The following is a 19,247-nucleotide window of genomic DNA, read 5'->3' on the forward strand; positions in this document are numbered from 1 at the left end:
TTCATAGTGATGAACCCTTCCATTCCTGGGAGGGTTTTTTTGTTTCGGGTTTGTACAAACTTCAAACTACAAACAAATTGCTTATCATTGCACCTTTATTATTTGTCCAAACAATCTATTCCTGATTCATGTATCCAAACCTTTATTACGCGTTTAAGGATCTTTTTGGTGTTAACTGGACCGGACTTCGTTTTATTAATTCATTTGGTTTTTTTGTGGCGCTGTCGTTTTTGGCGGCTGCTTATATATTGACCCTCGAATTAAAACGAAAAGAAAGAGCTGGTTTGTTAACCGGGCAGGATGTAAAAATGATTGTTGGCAAGCCCGCAGGCGCCGGCGATCTGGTGCTGAACTTTTTACTGGGCTTTTTATTAGGTTATAAAATAATCGGCTTATTCATCTCCGGAAATGCCACCACCGCCGATCCGCAGCAATTTATTTTTTCTTCAGAAGGAAGCTGGCCCGTGGGGCTTACCCTCGGCTTATTGTTTGCCGGTTTGAAGTGGTGGGAAAAACAAAAGCAAAAATTAAAAGAACCCGAAGAACGCACTATTCGCATATGGCCGCACGACAGGGTAGGAGACCTGGTTATTTATGCCGCCCTGTTTGGTTTTTTGGGAGCAAAAATTTTCCATAACCTCGAAAACTGGCAGGATTTCAAAGAAAATCCTATTGAAGCTCTGTTATCCTTCAGCGGACTTACTTTTTACGGCGGATTGATTTGTGCCGCTATCGCCATTTATTTTTATACCCGCAAGCATAAGATCGATTTTCGCCATTTATGTGATGCGATTGCCCCGGCCCTGATTCTGGCCTATTCACTCGGCCGTATTGGTTGCCAGGTTGCCGGCGATGGCGACTGGGGTATTTTAAACAGTGCCTATGTAACGGTGCCCGGCCCCAATTCAAAAGTTGAGCTGGTTGATTCAACCCGTTTTCAAAATACCCTGCAGTCGCACAGCAATTTTTACCTGCATTCGTTTCAGGCAAATAATATTTCCGAAATTCCGCATGCCAGCGTAAAAGCGCCGGGTTGGCTGCCCAACTGGCTGTTTGCTTATACTTATCCGCATAATGTGGTAAATGAAGGCGTACGCATTCCCGGTTGTGATGGCCAGCAGTTTTGCAACCAGTTGCCGATACCCGTGTTTCCAACACCGTTTTATGAAACGGTTTTCTGCTTTTTCCTGTTCCTGTTTTTATGGTCATTACGTAAGAAACTCAAAACGCCCGGCACCCTGTTTGGCGTTTACCTTATAGTAAATGGTATAGAACGTTTCTGTGTAGAACAGATACGCGTAAATACCAAATATTCCATCTTCGGCTTTCACCCCACTCAGGCCGAAATAATAGCCGTTTTACTGATTATTGGAGGAGCTGCTTTATATTTTGTTATGCAGAAAAAATACGGCAACTCAGTTAAATAAGTCCGGAAGACCGTCCCAATGGCAATCGGGAAGAAAGTCCGAAAGAATCCTGTTGCTGACAGGGCTCTTTCGGACTTTTTCGTTTTTCTATCTCCAGACTTCCGGTCTTTTACGAGTCTGAAAGTCCGAAAGAATTTTGTTGTGAGCGGGTTTTCTTTCCGACTTTCGGTCTTTTCCATCTTTCCCGACTTTCCGGCTTCTGATGTTTTTCCTGCTTTTCTTTCCGACTTCCGGACTTCCCGACTTTCGGTCTTTTCTGTCTTCCCGACTTTCAGACTTCGAAATCCCATCAATCCCAAAAATCCCAACCATCCCAGTCCGCATTTTTACCATTTATCCCAAACGAGGCACGCACTGTAACCCTTTCAAAGCATGTACGTCATACACATGTTCCTGAATTTTTCCGGATATCCATAAAATCAGCCATTCGACACAAAAGCAGGTACTATGCAACACACAGTACTTAACTTTGGACTGTAATCGTTAAAACAAAGTATTCATCAACCAACAAGTATAACCATGAGAAAGCGTTCCATCCTGTTTTTATTGATGCTGGCAACCGCATCTTTTTCAATTGCACAAAACAGGACCGCCAGGCTAACCGGAAAAGTAGGCGCCATTAATCAATCAGCCCTTTCTGCCGCTACTATAAGCCTTTTAAAAGCAAAGGATTCATCTGTAGTAAAAATGACAGCTTCAGATCAAAGCGGCCTGTTTCAGTTTGATAACCTCAAACCGGGCGATTATGTAATTGCAGCATCTGCTGTAGGATACCAGAAAAACTATTCGCAGGTACTTACCATTTCAGCAGATAGCTCAGCAAAAGAAGTAACACCCATATTATTATCACCCTCATCAAAAGATTTAAAGGCCGTAACCGTAAGCGCCCGTAAACCTTTGGTTGAACAAAAGGCCGACCGTATGGTGGTTAATGTAGATGCATTTATCAGCAATACCGGCACCAATGCGCTTGAAGCCCTCGAAAAATCGCCCGGCGTTCAGGTCGATAAAGACGGGAACATCAGTTTAAAAGGCAAACAGAACGTTATTGTACTGATCGACGGACGGCCTGCCTATTTAAGCGGCGCCGACCTCGCCAACATGTTAAAAGGCATGCAGTCTTCACAATTAGAGCAGATTGAAATAATGACCAATCCCCCTGCCAAATACGATGCTGCAGGTAATGCAGGTATCATTAATCTGAAAACCAAAAAGAACAAAACAAAAGGTTTCAACGGCAGCGTTACCGCCGGTGCAGGCCAGGGCAAATATTTCAAAACCAATGAAAGTTTCAGCCTTAATTACAGGAACGGGAAAGTGAACCTGTTTTCGAACTACAGCTTTAATCAGAATGATAATTATCAGCAACTGGACATTTTTCGCAGGTACAAAAATGACGACAAATCGACCAAAGCCATTTTTGAGCAGGTATCTTATATGAAACGCCGCAATACAAGCAATAACCTTAAAATCGGGATGGATTATTTTGTGAACAACAAAACAACCCTGGGAATTGTAGTAAGCGGTTTTTATAATCCCGAAAGCAACATCGGTACCAATACCATGTATCTCGAAAACCCGCAACACGCTGTTGATTCAATTGTATATGCCAATTCAGATGTTAAAGAAGTATGGAAAAATGGAAGTGTAAACCTGAACATGCGCCATCAGTACGATTCAACGGGTCGCGAGTTAACCGCCGATGTTGATTATATCAGGTACGATGCCAGCAACGATCAGCATTTCATTAACACCACCTATCAACCCAACTGGATCAAAAAATATGATGAACAATTAAAAGGGGTGTTACCCACTACAATAAGTATATACTCAGCCAAAATGGATTACACCCTGCCCTTGAAAAATAATGCAAAATTAGAAATGGGGTGGAAATCGAGCTATGTTCAAACCGTTAACAAAGCCCATTACTATTTGATGAATAACGATGAGTGGGAAACCGATTATGGCAAGACCAACTTTTTCGATTATAAAGAAAATGTAAATGCGGCTTATGTTAGTCTTAATAAACCATTAACAAAAAAATGGAGTGTACAGGCAGGTCTTCGCTTTGAGAACACCAATTACAAAGGCTACCAGTATGGTAATCCGGTGAAAGGCGATTCCTCTTTCAACCGTTCGTACAACAGCTGGTTCCCGACTATATATCTCAGTTATAACGCAAGCAAAGATCATCAGTTCAATACTTCGTTCGGCCGCCGCATCGACAGGCCCGATTACGAAAGCCTGAACCCGTTTATGTTTTTCCTTGATAAATATACTTACCAGCAGGGCAATCCTTATTTAAAACCCCAGTATACCAACAATTTCGAGCTGACCCATATTTATAAAGGATATTTAACCACTACGCTGAATTACAGCATCACCAAAAACCTGTTCAGCGAAACATTCGACCAGTCGGGTTATGCAACTATTGTTCAAAAAGGCAATATCGGCCGGCGCGAAAATGCAGGTATAGCAGTGAATGCACAAATACCTGTTACCAAATGGCTTACTACCATGATATACACCAATTACAATTACATGAAATTCTCAGGCAAATTGTATGGCGATGATATCAGAATAGAAGCCGGTGTTTTACAATTAAGTATGAACAACCAGATGAACTTTAAAAAAGGATGGGGCGCCGAAGTGAGCGGCTGGTACCGGAGCAAAGGCCCCGAAGCACAGATTATGCTCGAGGCAATGGGGCAACTGTCGGCCGGTATTTCGAAACAGGTATTAAAAGGAAAAGGGACCATAAAAGCAAACGTGCGCGATATTTTGTTTACACAAATAGCACAGGGCCAGATCAATTTTAAAGATACAGAAGCGCATTTTCGCAATACACGCGATAGCCGCGTTGCCAACATAACGTTTACGTATCGCTTTGGCAAACCGTTGAAAAATTCAAACGGACAAAACAAAAGAGGCGGCGCCGGTGAAGAACAAAACCGTGTGAGAACAGGCGACTAATCAATAGACAATAGACAACTGGCAATAAGCAATAGACAATTGGCAATTGACAAAGCGTGTCACGGTTAACTGGTGTAGTAAAAGCACCGTGGCACGCACAATTTTTAGTAATGAACCAATCTGTTTCCGTTTTTGTTACGTATATGATAACAGGTGATTAACAAATGCACCGCAAACTTTCGACAGCACGCAACGTCTTATAAACAGTAGCAGATTTTTGAAATTCGGATTTGAGATTTAGGAATTTTGTGATTTTCAGATTCAGCGTCTGGCACAGTTTTAGAATATAGTAAAGTAGCTGTTTGAAAAGATAAATTAAGAAAAAAGTATTTAGTTTTTTTTAACAGTGATCAGTGAAACTTTTTTCCGGTTCAGGAGTCATATATAAACAACAGGCAATAACACAAAAGCACGGAACAATGAGAAAGATAATACTTATAGCAATAGTACTTGTTTACCTGGCAGGATGTGGAATATCATATATGTAACAACAACAAAAGAGATTTTAACTTTCTTCATATAGAGCAGTCATACAGTTTTTCTCATAAGCAGTTAGTTTTGGTTAACGAGGCCCCATTTCTATGGGGCCTTTTGTTTTTTAGTATCCTGAGCGAAGTCGAAGGATACTACATTATACGATCCTGAGCGAAGTCGAAGGATTCGACTACGCTCATCCTTCAACAATGATCCTTCGACTTCGCTCAGGATTCATTGATACCTGTAATCGGCCCCCTGTATTCGATTTATACTGATTATCATTATTTGTTTTTATATGTTGTAAATAGGTTGCAACTTCATAAAGAGATTGCCTTTTGGTTAACACTTAAAAGCAGCACATGAAAACAAAATGTACACGGCTATTATTTATCCTGTGCATAGCTTCTGTGACCCTTTATGCACAAACCAAAACCGGTAAAGTAAGTGGACTAATCACCGATACCGGTGCACAGGGCGTTGAAGCAGCTACGGCTTCATTGCAACGAGCCAAAGATTCATCACTGGTAAAAGTGGCTGTGTCGAACAGAAAAGGAAATTTTGAATTTGAACAGTTAGCCGAAGGCGAATACTTTCTTATAATCACTGCAGTAGGCTTTGCCAAAAGCGTGGGCAAACGTTTTACCGTTACAGCAGCAACACCCGTTCAGTTACCGGCCATTCAATTACAAAAAGCGGTTGCCAAAACGCTGGGCGAAGTAACCGTTACCGGCAAAAGACCCCTGATCGAAAATAAGATCGACCGCATGGTTGTGAATGTAGAAGCAGCGCCAACGAACGCCGGTGCCTCGGCACTGGAGGTACTTGAAAAATCGCCGGGAGTAACCGTCAGCAATGAGGGTGAAATCAGTTTAAAAGGCAAACAGGGCGTTAAATTAATGATCGATGGCAAACCAACTTATCTGTCGCCCGCCGACCTTGCCAACGTGCTTAAAAACCTGCCGGCCAGTGCGCTCGACCAAATCGAAATTATGACCAACCCGCCGGCACGGTACGATGCCTCGGGCAATTCGGGGATCATCAATATCAAAACCAAAAAAAGCTTAACCGAAGGACTGAACGGAAGCATCAGTGCAGGCGGAACTGCCGGTTGGTTCAAACGATATAATTCCTGGTACGTTCCTGTTCGCGCCAGCAGCAGTCTTAACCTCAATTACCGCAAAGGGAAATGGAACCTGTTTGGCAATTTCAACTACAATTACCGCGAGGGAAAAGGCGCTCTTGATTTAACCCGTAAGTTTTATGAAAAGAACGGCGATCTGAACTCCGTGTCTCAATCACACACCGATTTTAATTTTCGCAACAACAACTATACAGTAAAAGCAGGCTTTGATTATTATGCCGATAAAAAGAACATCATTGGCGTTGTAGTAAACGGCTTTGGCTTATTCGGCCGCCCAACACCGATAAGCGTGCAGGCGATCAGCAGAGCAGATGGTTCTATTGAATCGGTGCTGGAATCGACCACTATCAATAAACTTACTTTTTTAAATTATTCGGCCAACATCAATTACAAACACACTTTCGATTCGGCAGGTCGCGAGTTCACTGCCGACCTTGATTATATCGGTTATTCAAACGGATCAAAAACAACGCTGATAACAAACATTTACGATAACTACGGTGGTAATAACCTCGGCAATCTGACACTTTTTGGAGATATTCCCGGCATCATAAACATTTATTCGGCCAAAGGCGATTACATGCATCCGCTTAGGCACAACATAAGGTTAGATGCCGGCTTTAAAGTAAGCTATGTAAAAAACGATAACGAAGTAAATTACATGCGTAACGATGATGGCACCTGGAAACCCGATAGCCGGTCGAATCATTTTATTTATAAAGAAAACATAAATGCGGGATATGTAAGTTTGAATAAGAAATGGAAGAAATGGAGCGTTCAGGCAGGCCTGCGCATCGAAAACACCCTTGCAAAGGGACTGCAGGTAACCATCGATTCGCCGTTCACCCGAAACTATACCAGCTTTTTTCCTACCACCTACCTGAATTATGATCTGAATAAAACCCATTCATTCACTTTATCCTATGGTCGCCGTATTGAACGCCCCAATTACCAGGACCTGAACCCGTTTGTATGGTTCCTCGATTCACTAACCTACCGGCAGGGAAATCCGTATTTGTTACCGCAGTATTCGAATAACTTCGAATTCAGGCATACACTGAAAGGCCGTTTTACCACTACGATCAACTACACCATAACCGACGATGTAATTGCACAGTTACTAAAACAGAACACCGAAAAAAGAATTACGTTTTTAACCGCCGATAATGTGGCGCGGTTTAAAAATATAGGGCTGGCCATTAATGCCCCCTTCACTGTAGTAAAAAGCTGGAATGTAAACCTGTTTGTAAATGTATTCAACAACCGGTACGAAGGGGTATACTTCAATTCATTCACGGGTCAAAACGATCCCATCAACATCAGTTATACATCGGCCCTGGTAAACATAAGCAATACGTTTAGTTTCAAAAAAGGATGGAGTGGTGAAATAAGCGGCTTTTACCGGGGCAAAACCATCGAGCAGTTAACCATTGCCGAACCCATGTATTTTTTAAACCTCGGGGTACAAAAAAACGTAATGAAAGGCAAGGGTACATGGCGGTTCAATTTCCGCGATCCGTTTCACTGGCAGCAATTTAAAGGGCATACCGTATACAGCGACATAGATGTGCAGGTACGTAACCGTTGGGATAACCGAAACATAACGGCTACTTTCAGTTACCGGTTTGGTAAAACATCGGTTGCCCAGGCACGCAGGCGTTCAACCGGCGCCACTGAAGAGCAAAACAGGGCAGGAGCCCAGCAGCAATAGACAATAAGCAGTAGGCAATAAGCAATAGGCAAAGAAGGCCAGCATATTGCAGGCAAACTATAAAGAGCGGGTTCTTTTGCCGATTGACTATTGCCAATTGATAATTGGTTCATCATGTGCATTAAAGCAAGCCTGTTCAGTTAGCTGGGCAGGCTTTTTTTCGCTATCAAAAATCCATACATTCGCACCTTAATCTTAAACTTACAATATGCCTTCATTTGACATTGTTAGCAAGGTTGATGCACAGGCACTGGACAACGCGGTGAATGTGGCCACCAAGGAAATCACAAACCGTTTCGATTTTAAGGGCTCGCACGTAGTGATTAACCTCGACAAAAAAGAGTTTAAAATCAATATCGAAACTGATGACGATATGAAAATGCGTCAGCTGATTGATGTATTGATCAGCCGTGCGCACAAACAGGGTATTGCCCCCGAAGCATTCGACCAGAGCAAAGAACCTTATCAAAGCGGAAAAGTGGTAAAACAGGAAGTGATCGTCAGAAACGGCCTAAAACAGGAAGATGCCAAAAAGATCATTAAACTGATAAAAGATTCGGGTTTAAAGGTACAGGCCCAGATCAATGATGAAATTGTACGGGTAACCGGTAAAAAAATCGACGATCTGCAGGAAGTTATCCAGCTGTGCCGGAATGCATCGCTTGGGTTTCCGTTGCAGTACGAAAATATGCGCAGTTAAGCTCCGAAGTCTGAAGTCAGAAGTCGGATGTCAGATGTCAGAAGTCCGAAGAGATTGCAAAAATAAGAAACTTAAAATATTGGGGTTAATCCGACGACCTCTGACTTCAGAAACCTGATTTCCGACATCAGATTTTTTCCGAATTAACAAAGAGGGACTGAATCAAAACCTCTTCAGACTTCCGACCTCCGGCTTCAGACTTCCTTCTTCAGGGTATGTGGATAACCAGGTGCAAAACCGGTGAATAACAAACAAGGGCTGAATTTGGAATGCATAAGATGAATAATGTATCTTAGAAATAGAAAATCGCAGTAGATCTGTAAAAGGGTTAAATGCGATTAGCGGAAAGCATTGGATTTACATGTTGTACGTGCACGTAGCAGGTATAAAATGGATCCGGTGCTTTCTTTTTTTATTTATGCGAAACCGAAGTCGAAAGTGTTAGTGTTTTCTATTGCTTCTTTAATTCTCCCTCTATGAACGCTTTTCCTGCCGGAAGCAAAACCAGTCCTTCTTTAGCGCCTTTGACATAATTTTTTGCCTTATAGTCGCGAAAAAAGTTGGAAAAACTTCGTGCTGAAACAATTTCGGAAAATGCAGCCATCACTTCAACAGCATCTTTGGAATTGTTAAGAATACGAAGATTATTCTTTGATTTTAGAAGTATATAGAAGATCCGCATATCATGTTCTTTTACCAGCTCCGGGGCTCTTTCAAGAATATAGGCAACTTTCACATTACTGTCAAATACTTCAGGTTCATGTGGCGAGTCATTGAACCGATCTAATTCAGGATTGTGGGCAGGCACTTTCATCCGCTCTTCATCTGTTGCGCCCCGAACATTCCAGCTCCGGAGCCAGCCTTCGATATCATAATCGTCAAAAGCCCCTATCGCTTCGGTAACATTTATACCGGTTAAATCATTCAACGCATCAAGTACATCCACCGGGCTGTGAGACCATAATCTCATAAATATTTCGTTTCTTGGTCCGGGTTGTACATGCGCCCTTGCTGTATGCACCAGCCTGAACAACATACGTTTGGCTACTTTCTCAATATCAAATGCAGGTATATTATGATCCAGCGGTTCCAGGTTCTGTACTTTGTATTGGTCAACCCGCGCCCGAAGATGTTCCATTAATATTCCAGGCTCCAGTACATTTATTCCCTTTTCTTTAAACATGATTACGATCGAAACAATATCGAACAGGTCCTGCGCAACTTTTTTGTAATTAACTTCTTCCTGTTTTGTTCTGGTAATCGCTGTTTTCAGCTTGTCGCGGAACAGATCGGTAAGTGTAAGGACGTTGACGGTGGTGGTAGCTTTACCTCGGGGATCAATATGCTTTATATATTCATCGCTGTGCATTCTGAATGGCACCTGCTCAACAGCTTCATGAGCGAATGCCTGGTTGATACTGATGCTGATCTCGATATTGAACCAATTGTGGGTGCCGATGGTCATTGCCTTTTTCCCTGCTGCAGAAAACATGCTGTATTTAAGCCCTGCGTCGCGCGAGTTCTTTGAGATTTCCAGCAAACGATTCACCATTTTCAATACCTCTTTGCCATGGAAAGAACCGAATGAGGTCAGCCCTTCGACCGGGTCCATACGAAAATCAAGATCCGCCACCGGGCGGGGCCCTCCAATGAAACGAATGGCGCCGCCTCCTGCAAGGAAGACCGTATACCCCATCGTACGCATTCCATCAGTAAGTTCAGAAGCGATGTCCAGCATGGTGGCGGGTTTCGGAAGCCCATAAGCCAGTTCGCCGGCAATGGTCTGATAGTCTTTTTCTCCCTTGAATAAAGCTTCTATACAAGACGAAAGTACGTGAAGGAATATCTCCTCCTGGAGGTTACGCACCGAGATCAAATGTTTAAAGAAATCAGTGATGAGGTTGATTTTGCTAACAAATTGCTCTAACTGCGCTGAGCTAAGCTTAGGGTCAGTGCTATCGAGTGTGGCCATGTTCTTGCGAAGGGGGATGTTTTCCATGAATTGAGGTATGAGCTTAAGTGCTAACTCAATGGAAATATCTTTCCTGTCGACGCACAAGCGCAGCAATTTCATAACAGCGGGGGAGTTGGCAGAAGCAGCTACAGCTTCGTTGATGACCTTGCGCCCGCCCGGCTCATTATACAATTCCATCAATCGGTAGGGATTAAAATGATTGGCCTCTGCAAAAAGAAGATGGCCTTGTTGTTCTTTTAGATAATTTTTGTCGGCAGCGATATTTTTACGTAGAGGGTCAAGGAATGGATTTACCTTTTGTTTAATAATTGTTTCTATTTTTGCAAGCCGCTGAAGCTGTTGCCCAATCAGTTCAGAAGTAATAAGATTTTCATTAAAATAGCCTGATAGAGGAGGCTTTTCAAGACGGTTATATTCTTCTATTAGTGGTTCCAGTTCCCTTGCCAGTGCGTCATCAAAAATGTTATCAAGAGCGTATCGGTCAAGGTATCGCTGTACCGTTGCGGTGCCCGGGCCTGTCAGTTGCATTGTGTTCCCTGAGCTTCCCAATCGGAAAGGTTCTATATCCCGGGCTTCAGACTGGCCATTTTTACTTTGTATTTCAATCCCCATTGCCTGAAACGGTGGAACAGCTGGCAGCGATATTCCCTGGGAATTGCGGTTGTTGGCTGCTGCCGAAGAAGAATGGGTAGCTTGCACATTTTTGTGTTGATGTAGCATTGGTTACAGGTGCTGGGTTTTACTACAATGTAATTTACTTAAATTCAGGGTCAATTCCCCTACGAATTATAAGCATTATGATTGTTTTTATACTCCACACTTCCGACATCCGACTTCGGACTTCAATCTTCCGATTTCTGATTTTCGAATGAATTAATTCGTTATTTTAGCCGCAGCTTGTATTAAATTTTCAACTTTCTTTAATAATTTTTTATAAAAGTCAGGAATAAAATTTAATTTGGCGGAATTAAGGGGGAAAGCTAATTTTGCGGCTTTGCTGATAAAACGAGTATTTAAAAAATATTTAAGCCTTAGTCGCAAAGCTGGCGTATAAATTAAAAATCAAAGAGTTATGAAAAAGGGACTTCATCCCGAAAATTATCGGTTCGTAGTATTCAAAGATATGAGTAACGGGTATACTTTCCTGAGCCGTTCTACGGCCCCCACAAAAGAAACCGTAAAATGGGAAGATGGTAACGAGTATCCCCTGATCAAATTGGAAATTTCGAACATGTCGCACCCCTTCTTTACCGGTCAGAAAGTGCTGGTAGACACTGCGGGTCGTATCGATAAATTCAAGAAACGTTACGAAAAGAAAAAATAAAAACGTAATTTCAATATAAACATTTTTGTTTTTCATGGCTATACTTTCCCTTTCCTTGTCTAAGGAAGGGGATTTTTGTTTTTAGTATAGTCCAACTTCAATACCACACAAATCGCTCTATAACATCAGTATATACCACCTGTTTTCGCGGACCGATTGCTCCCATACGAAAACAGTATTTTACGCCCGGTGTTAAACCCTGCAGTACGGCTTTGCAGGTTGTACCATGAACAGTTTGCCAAACACTATCTACGGTTAACGGATAAGGAGTGTACTGATATATGTATGATTTGGCGCCAATTACCCGCTTTATCTGTAATATCATTTCACCACTTTCTTCGCCAGGTATTACTTTAAAATTCTTAGGCGATGACAGAATAGCCTGTCCACCGTTTTTAGCAAGCGGAAATCCACTACTGATTAACGGCGTTTTCAATCCATTTGCTTCCATAATAACATGCATCCCCAGATACTTCATAATATTTATCAATTCTTCGCGGTAATCGTTTTTAAAAGAAGCTTTTGTGATATCTCCTCTGCCTGCATCGGTAACAGCCTGCACGTATTGATCATATTTCTCCCACATTTTATTTACGATTGGCTTCGCCTGCGGGAAATGTTCATTGTCATTCATATTGTCCAGGATAATTCTGGCCAGCTTACTGAGTTCACTATCTGCGAGCCGTCTGAAATTTAAACTCAATGTTCTATTCATACAGGTTCATTTACTGCTATTAAATAGTGCATCATTTCCCCGCCAAATCATTATAATCTGCTCAGGATGTTTTCCTATAAAATAAAATTGATAGTGCTGACTAAAAAGAGTGAGCTTAACCGATAAGATTTCAAATGTTTACCAATAACTGAGTTAATTCTATAAATATAAAACAACAGTTAAATAGATAACTTTATTTGCAGAATAAAAATCCATAGATATTGATTAAATTCAACTTTTGCCGGTAAAAACTTAATGAATATCTTATAAATAATCTTATAACTTTTACACAAATTCATTTATGTAATGCAGTTATATGTATTGTTCATTAAACAATGATTATTACTTACCGAATAATACCAATCATTTATTGAATGTTATTATTATATTAATGAACAGAATATATTGTTCAATCAACAATACAAGTTGTTTTATGAATAAAAGAATTGTTCATTGTTCAATAAACACTGGTCGATAAACAATTGTAGTTATTGCTTACGTAAAGCTGATTGTTCATCAAACAATAACGATTGCTTCATAAACAATAATGCTTTTTTAATAAAAAATCTATGTAAAGCCAGAAAATGTGTTGATAGTCAGTATTTAAGCGATGGGTAAAATTCGGATGCAAACTTAACATTCATAACTTTGCTGAAGTATTCGCCTGAAAAAAACGTGAGGAATGAAAATTATATGCCTTAAGTTTGAATTTCTGCTGTCATAAATTTGAAACATGAAGCCGGTATTTCTTACAGACAAAGAAATTTCTGATCATTTATTTCCCTTTTCGCAAACCCGTTCAGTGGCCGACATCCGCATCGGCATTTTCACTATTCGCGAAAAATGGGAATTGCTGTTGCAGCAAAAAGTTACCGTTTTACAAAGAGGCGAACAGCCGCCGCAGAATGCTATCGTTTTTGCCGCCAATATCATTCCCTCGGCCCGTTTTGTTGAATCGGTGATTAAAAACGATAACGATGCCGGCAGTTTGCCCGACTATGAGTCGGTAAAAATTCTTCAATATCCCTGGCATATTTTTCAATGGAACGATTGGGCGCTGCGTGAAGATTTTCGCCTTATTACACAGGGCCGTTTTTCGGAACCTGTGCCCGAAACCGTTCAGGTAACCAATTCAACCGACATATTTATTGAACCCGGCGCTGTTTTGAACCATTGTTTTCTCAACGCATCTACCGGACCTATTTATATTGGTAAAAATGCCGAAATAATGGAAGGATCCCTGATCAGGGGGCCCTTTGCCCTTGGTGAAGGCGCGGTTGTAAAAATGGGCGCTAAAATATACGGAGCCACCACCATCGGTCCCTACAGCATGGCAGGGGGCGAGATCAAAAACTCAGTGTTTTTCGGTTATTCAAATAAAGCACACGATGGCTACCTGGGCGATTCGGTAATAGGCGAGTGGTGTAACCTGGGCGCCGGCACCTCCAACTCAAACATAAAAAATACGGCCAGCGAAGTGAATGTATGGCATTATCCGGCCAGGGAATATATACGCGCCGGTTTAAAATGCGGCTTGCTCATGGGCGATTATTCGCGAAGCGCCATAAACACCTCGTTCAATACCGGCACTGTGGTGGGCATTTGCGCCAATATTTTTGGAGAAGGTATTCCATCTAAATTCATTCCCAGCTTTACCTGGGGCAATAAAGGGTTAAGCCTGTATGAATTTGAAAAAGCGCTCGTTGATATAGCCAACTGGAAAAAATTAAAAAACCAGGTACTTACCGAACAGGAAACGGTGCAGCTAAAAAATATTTTCGGGCAATCGTAGATAACTCGTTTTTAGTCCCGCTTCGCAGGACATTTTTTAAGCTAAGAGCTATAAGAGTGGAAAGAGATAAAAGAGAATCTTAGTTATAAAATTCATCTGCTTAATCAGGCAGTCAGCAATTTTAAATAATAAAAAACCTCTTTTTTTTCTCTTTTAAACTCTTAGCGTCCCGCAAGGCGGGACACAGGGAGGCGCCCGCGCCGATTTGCGTAACTTTTTCTCACATTTTGAACCTATTTTTGCGCCGTCTTTACACATTGTGGTAAACACCACCAACGCTTTCTGCCAATCCCGTCCAGAGGGAGAAAGATTGAAATTATTAATAAAAAATTACGACCTACTTATGCGTAAACAAATTGCTGCGGCTAACTGGAAGATGAACTGTACCTACAAACAGGGAGAACAATTGCTGAATGATATTCTCTCTGCCAACATTGAATTGAAAGATCATCAACTTACCGTTTTTGCCGTTCCGTTCCCCTATTTAATAATGGCCAAAAGCGAAACTGAAAACGAAAAAAACTATTTCGTAGCGGCCCAGAACTGCTATAATAAAAAATCAGGCGCTTATACCGGCGAAATATCGGCCGAAATGCTCAGCTCTATTGGCATACCCTATTGTGTGCTGGGCCACAGCGAACGCCGCGAATATTTTCAGGAAAGCAATAAAATGCTGGCCGAAAAAGTTGATCTGTGCCTGCAAAACGACATCACCCCCATATTCTGTTGCGGTGAACCGCTGAACATCAGGGAAGCCGGTACCCAAAACAGCTATGTAGCTACCCAGTTACAGGAATCATTGTATCATTTATCAGAAAAAGACATTCAACGTGTGGTAATTGCCTATGAGCCAATCTGGGCAATTGGTACAGGTAAAACAGCTACTTCAGAACAGGCGCAGGAAATACATGCTTATCTGCGCAGCGTATTGGCCAAACAATATGGTTCAACTGTAGCTGATTCCATTTCTATTTTATATGGCGGCAGCGTAAAAGCCAATAATGCCAAAGAACTGTTTTCGTGCCCCGATGTAGATGGTGGCCTGGTAGGAGGCGCTTCGCTGAATGCCGATGAGTTTATTACTATCATTAAAAGCCTGAAATAAACCTGAAGCCGGAGGTCAGATGTCTGAAGTCAGAAGAACCCGCGGTTTGATCAGGATTAGTATTTTTAAACATCGGAGTCTTCTGACTTCCGACCTCCGACTTCAGACTTCAAAAGATGAAACGCGATATTCATTTACAACCGCTCAGCCGCCAGCACCACAACGGATTGCTGGCGGCCCTGCTGGTTGGCAAAGGCCTTAAAAAGGAAGCCGCAGTGCAGGTAATAGCAGAATTTATTATACATCTGTGGAATACCGAACTGCAATCGCATTTTATTCAGGAAGAACAGGTACTGATACCGGCCCTTGAAGCTACTTCGTTCGATACTTCCCTTACACAACGCCTGTTACAGGAACACAGTCAGTTACGATTGCTGGTAGACGCCCTGAAAACCGGCGCCGGCACAAAAGAAGATATTGCCACTTTTGCCAATTTACTGGAACAACATATCAGGTTCGAAGAGCGGATATATTTCCCCGAAGCAGAAAAAGTGCTGAGCTCCGAAGCACTTGAAGAAATCGGTCAACACTTAACCGATAAGGATGATAACTGCATGAATTACCCCGTTAAGTTTTGGGAGTAACCTATATTGATGGTTTGATGGCTTAATTGTTTCATGGTTGGGGCCGTTGACTTTGAAAATGCTGATAAATTGCATTCATCCGTGTCCTGAGCGAAGTCGAAGGATCCGTAGCATCGTATTGCAAACAAACCGTTAAAGGCAACCTAAATTTTTCCCCATTTTCAGCTTATGGATTGATTATTGTTTTTGCCTGTCAGGAGGTATAGTTATGGAACATACAAAGGCACTACGTGTACTTTCCTGGCAGCATAAAGAAGACCGTTTGAAATGCCGGGAATTGATGAAAGACATCCAATTGCAACGCGATAAAAGAACCATCCAGCAGAACGTACTTCAATTCTGGAGAAATGAGCTGCAAAAGCATGTGGATGCAGAAGAGGCGATATTATTTCCTTTTTTGCTGAAGCATCACTTCAGTTACGACTTCATCAACATTTTAAAAAGAGATCACGATACCATTCGTTTACTGGCCGAAAGGTTACCCATGCACGACGATGGTTACTATTTATACAAAGCCTTTATCAAACTGGTTGAGCAGCACAGTTATTTTGAAGATGAAATTATCTTCAGAAAAATGGAAGAAGATATTCCTCCACAGGACCTTGCACAGCTGGAATTTTCTTTCAGGCAGTAGGCAGGTTTAAAAAGCAGGCAGTGGGCAATGGGCAGTAGATAAAACCCGTTTATTAAAAATTCTGTATTAACTACTGCCTACTGCCTATTCACTATTGCCTGCTTAAAACTTATTACTTAAAACGTACATCTGCTTCTTCGAACATACTCAATTTATCCATTTCGAGTATAGTACTTTCCCCTTTTTCGGAACGATGATACATGGGAACAAACTTTGCCCCGATAACAATTTCATGATTGGTGTACGAAGTGCGCGCCATTACCGTATTTGAAAAGGTATCGTCAAAGGCTTTTATATATACCAATATTTCAAATTTCGAATTTTTATAATCTTCTTCCTGAAAGTTATACAGTGGACTTTTATCATTTATCACATGCACCAGCGTCCAGCTCAATGATAGTGCAGTAATCCGGTGGATTTCGAGCGGTAACGGATAAAAACGATTCACCGATTTGCCATTTTCACTCTCCACCATTGCCAGCGTAAGCGTCACTTCTACATCTGTTAGCCGGTTGTTTTTATACGGGGCCATGCGGTACATCAGCGCAATGCCATCTTTATAGGGGGATAGCAGTGCATTTTGACTGAACCGTAAAAAAGACTGGGGCCGGGAAAAACGCGCATAAAAAAGACCGGTAGCGATGGCAAAAAAGAGCAAGCCCGAAAATGCTTCAAATGAGGCTATAAAACTGGTAAGATATCCGGTTGGACTAATGCGGCCATACCCCACCGTGGTAAACGTTTGGGCGCTGAAAAAAAATGCTTCTAAAATTTTTTCTGCTCTGGTTATAGCCACCATGCCGCTTAAATGCTGTATTCCGACCAGCAGATAAATGCCTGCAAAAACAAGGTTAAACATTAAAAAGAACAGAAAAATAAATATCAGAAATTTCGGGAGCGACATTTGAATAAGGGTGTGATACCAGCTTACGGTTTCAAAAAACCGGATGCCGGTTTTTTTAATATTCGGCCTGCCATCTTTATTCAGCAAACGCCCTCCGTACAGGGCATTGTTGGTGCCAAAACCCGTAGTTTCGTCTGTAGCAATTTTTCTATTGATCCTTGTATTCCTTGACATATTCAAACCAACTAAATATTGTAAAGCTAAATGTGTTGAAAGAATGGTACCAATTGCAAATGTTCCTGCTAAGATAAACCGGTTAATTAATTCCAATGATTTTTAAAGCCGACCGGTAAATCTGCAACAGTAGTTTATTTCTGCAAATTACCAACTGAACTACAAAATAAGCTATTATACAAACTGCAACCATGATGGAGAATTTCAGCATTGTTTGTATCCCATTCCGGCTTATCAGATAAATAATTGGAATAAATAATAAAGAAGCTATCAGCGCATGCAGTAACGCAAAAAAATCAAAAAGTTGTATATGAGCGTATTTCTTATGCAGCCACCAGGTAAAATAAGCAACAGTTACTATTTCAGAAATAATTAAGGAAATACAAGCCCCAATATCCTGCCAAAACGGGCAGAGTACGCCCATACTAATTACCAATACAACGAATCCACTAAAAAGCCCCTTTACGACCACCTTATCGTGCCCAAAAGGTTGAAGCAATTGTTTGATCAAATAAAGGCTGTAACATTTTATAAATGGATATAGAGCAAGAATTTTAATATTAATAAAAACCCGGTTAAAATTGGGCCCAAAGTACAATGTGGTAAATGGCCTGGCAAGCAAAAACAACCCTATACTTAACGGTACGGCCAATGTGGTGAAAAGCCTGATGGATTGCAGGTTGGTGTTTTCAAATCCTTCCTGATTTTTTTGTTGTAAAAGAGTTACTACTCTTGGAAACAACACCCACAGGCTATCTGTTATAAGCGCCCCGCTTATTCGAATAACTTTTACCGCGAAAGTATAATAGCCCAAAGCAATGGCTCCGCTTAAAAACCCCAGCAATATATTATCGAACCATATCATTGCGCCGGAGAGCATAGTAACCTGAAAAACCACAAAAACCGGCCGCAGGTGTTTTTTCCACTCCACGTTCCTGAACGATAATGGCACTTCTTTAAAAAGAGTAATTGTACTCCAGCATATTACTGCTATTGATGTACTGGTAATAATGCCGTAATAAATATAATAGTCTGATTGCTGCCTGATCAGAAAAAAAATCGAAATAAGCCCAAGAACCCGTGTGGTAAGATTGCGCACAGCCACAAACCAAAACCGTTCCCTACCCACAAAATACCATTCACAGGAAAAGAAATTCATCAGAAAAAATGATAGAGAGAAAAAAACGAGTCTGATATCACCGATCTTATGCCATAACAAAAAAACTACAGGTATATAAACCACCAGTACCAAAGTAGAGCTGATTATATGTAATAGCATAAGTTCACCCGACAGCTTTTTTAAAGATGCAGGATCATTACTACTTTTGGCAATTTCACGAATACCATATATTACAACGCCAAATTCAGCAAATGTGGTAAAATACCAGGTAAGTGAATCAATAAAACTCACCTTTCCAATACCCGCCGGATCTAATACCCGGGAAATATAAGGGATAGAAATAAGCGGAAAAAGAAGCTGGCTTAGAGATAGAATAAAATAATATGATAAGTTTTTCTTTAAGTTTGACAACCTGATGAGTTTTGCCGTTAAAATACCGTAAACAGGTACAAACATAATATTTTAAAAACTATTGACCGGCAACCGTTCAG

Annotated in this window: 13 protein-coding genes; 9 read left to right on the forward strand and 4 right to left on the reverse strand. The window is 41.3% G+C overall.

The annotated features are described in order from the left end of the window. Positions 1–128: 128 nt before the first annotated feature. From AC59IL_RS16120 to AC59IL_RS16135, 4 genes are all read left to right on the forward strand, one after another. Positions 129–1,427, forward strand: a complete 1,299-nt coding sequence (locus AC59IL_RS16120; RefSeq protein ID WP_496553191.1) for a prolipoprotein diacylglyceryl transferase — start codon at positions 129–131, stop codon at positions 1,425–1,427. Between the two features lie 519 nt (positions 1,428–1,946). Beyond that, entirely contained in the window at positions 1,947–4,400 is a 2,454-nt protein-coding gene (locus AC59IL_RS16125) for a TonB-dependent receptor domain-containing protein (protein ID WP_496553192.1), read from the forward strand. Positions 4,401–5,236: 836 nt separating this feature from the next. After that, positions 5,237–7,729: a TonB-dependent receptor domain-containing protein gene (locus AC59IL_RS16130; protein ID WP_496553193.1), complete on the forward strand. Its 2,493-nt coding sequence runs from the start codon at positions 5,237–5,239 to the stop codon at positions 7,727–7,729. Positions 7,730–7,937: 208 nt separating this feature from the next. Further along, positions 7,938–8,429 (forward strand): YajQ family cyclic di-GMP-binding protein, encoded by a 492-nt coding sequence (locus AC59IL_RS16135; protein WP_496553194.1) that lies wholly within the window; start codon positions 7,938–7,940, stop codon positions 8,427–8,429. Positions 8,430–8,880: 451 nt separating this feature from the next. Here AC59IL_RS16135 and AC59IL_RS16140 read toward each other — a convergent pair whose 3' ends face one another. Then, entirely contained in the window at positions 8,881–11,124 is a 2,244-nt protein-coding gene (locus AC59IL_RS16140; RefSeq protein WP_496553195.1) for a nucleotidyl transferase AbiEii/AbiGii toxin family protein, read from the reverse strand. Positions 11,125–11,476: 352 nt separating this feature from the next. Between AC59IL_RS16140 and AC59IL_RS16145 the strand changes: the two genes are divergently transcribed. Continuing rightward, entirely contained in the window at positions 11,477–11,728 is a 252-nt protein-coding gene (locus AC59IL_RS16145; protein ID WP_496553196.1) for a type B 50S ribosomal protein L31, read from the forward strand. A gap of 97 nt (positions 11,729–11,825) precedes the next feature. On the opposite strand, the gene AC59IL_RS16150 is transcribed toward AC59IL_RS16145, so the two are convergent. Next, complete coding sequence (locus AC59IL_RS16150; protein WP_496553197.1) at positions 11,826–12,443, reverse strand: fibronectin type III domain-containing protein; 618 nt, start codon at positions 12,441–12,443, stop codon at positions 11,826–11,828. 733 nt (positions 12,444–13,176) lie between these two features. Here AC59IL_RS16150 and AC59IL_RS16155 point away from each other — a divergent pair. The 4 genes from AC59IL_RS16155 to AC59IL_RS16170 all read left to right on the forward strand — a co-directional run bounded on the left by AC59IL_RS16155 (position 13,177) and on the right by AC59IL_RS16170 (position 16,558). Further along, positions 13,177–14,235, forward strand: coding sequence for a putative sugar nucleotidyl transferase (locus AC59IL_RS16155; RefSeq protein ID WP_496553198.1), 1,059 nt, complete (start codon positions 13,177–13,179; stop codon positions 14,233–14,235). 343 nt (positions 14,236–14,578) lie between these two features. Beyond that, a complete protein-coding gene (tpiA, locus tag AC59IL_RS16160) occupies positions 14,579–15,340 on the forward strand; it encodes a triose-phosphate isomerase (RefSeq protein ID WP_496553199.1) in 762 nt (253 codons plus the stop codon). A gap of 116 nt (positions 15,341–15,456) precedes the next feature. Then, entirely contained in the window at positions 15,457–15,924 is a 468-nt protein-coding gene (locus AC59IL_RS16165; protein WP_496553200.1) for a hemerythrin domain-containing protein, read from the forward strand. A 208-nt stretch (positions 15,925–16,132) separates the two neighbouring features. Continuing rightward, complete coding sequence (locus AC59IL_RS16170; RefSeq protein ID WP_496553201.1) at positions 16,133–16,558, forward strand: hemerythrin domain-containing protein; 426 nt, start codon at positions 16,133–16,135, stop codon at positions 16,556–16,558. Between the two features lie 112 nt (positions 16,559–16,670). Here AC59IL_RS16170 and AC59IL_RS16175 read toward each other — a convergent pair whose 3' ends face one another. Further along, positions 16,671–17,636 carry an ion channel gene (locus AC59IL_RS16175; RefSeq protein ID WP_496553202.1) on the reverse strand — a complete coding sequence of 322 codons (966 nt, stop codon included), beginning with the start codon at positions 17,634–17,636 and terminating at the stop codon, positions 16,671–16,673. Positions 17,637–17,718: 82 nt separating this feature from the next. Continuing rightward, positions 17,719–19,212 (reverse strand): oligosaccharide flippase family protein, encoded by a 1,494-nt coding sequence (locus AC59IL_RS16180; RefSeq protein ID WP_496553203.1) that lies wholly within the window; start codon positions 19,210–19,212, stop codon positions 17,719–17,721. Positions 19,213–19,247: the final 35 nt, after the last annotated feature.

It is taken from the genome of Niastella sp. sgz303648 (assembly GCF_059587045.1).

Excerpts from the sequence above, each read along its gene's own strand:
- AC59IL_RS16120 (WP_496553191.1), top strand. The coding sequence starts at position 129 with ATGTATCCAAACCTTTATTACGCGTTTAAGGATCTTTTTGGTGTTAAC.
- AC59IL_RS16140 (WP_496553195.1), bottom strand. The coding sequence starts at position 11,124 with ATGCTACATCAACACAAAAATGTGCAAGCTACCCATTCTTCTTCGGCA.
- AC59IL_RS16175 (WP_496553202.1), bottom strand. The coding sequence starts at position 17,636 with ATGTCAAGGAATACAAGGATCAATAGAAAAATTGCTACAGACGAAACT.
- AC59IL_RS16135 (WP_496553194.1), top strand. The coding sequence starts at position 7,938 with ATGCCTTCATTTGACATTGTTAGCAAGGTTGATGCACAGGCACTGGAC.
- AC59IL_RS16130 (WP_496553193.1), top strand. The coding sequence starts at position 5,237 with ATGAAAACAAAATGTACACGGCTATTATTTATCCTGTGCATAGCTTCT.
- AC59IL_RS16165 (WP_496553200.1), top strand. The coding sequence starts at position 15,457 with ATGAAACGCGATATTCATTTACAACCGCTCAGCCGCCAGCACCACAAC.
- AC59IL_RS16155 (WP_496553198.1), top strand. The coding sequence starts at position 13,177 with ATGAAGCCGGTATTTCTTACAGACAAAGAAATTTCTGATCATTTATTT.
- AC59IL_RS16170 (WP_496553201.1), top strand. The coding sequence starts at position 16,133 with ATGGAACATACAAAGGCACTACGTGTACTTTCCTGGCAGCATAAAGAA.
- AC59IL_RS16150 (WP_496553197.1), bottom strand. The coding sequence starts at position 12,443 with ATGAATAGAACATTGAGTTTAAATTTCAGACGGCTCGCAGATAGTGAA.
- AC59IL_RS16180 (WP_496553203.1), bottom strand. The coding sequence starts at position 19,212 with ATGTTTGTACCTGTTTACGGTATTTTAACGGCAAAACTCATCAGGTTG.
- AC59IL_RS16145 (WP_496553196.1), top strand. The coding sequence starts at position 11,477 with ATGAAAAAGGGACTTCATCCCGAAAATTATCGGTTCGTAGTATTCAAA.
- AC59IL_RS16125 (WP_496553192.1), top strand. The coding sequence starts at position 1,947 with ATGAGAAAGCGTTCCATCCTGTTTTTATTGATGCTGGCAACCGCATCT.
- tpiA (WP_496553199.1), top strand. The coding sequence starts at position 14,579 with ATGCGTAAACAAATTGCTGCGGCTAACTGGAAGATGAACTGTACCTAC.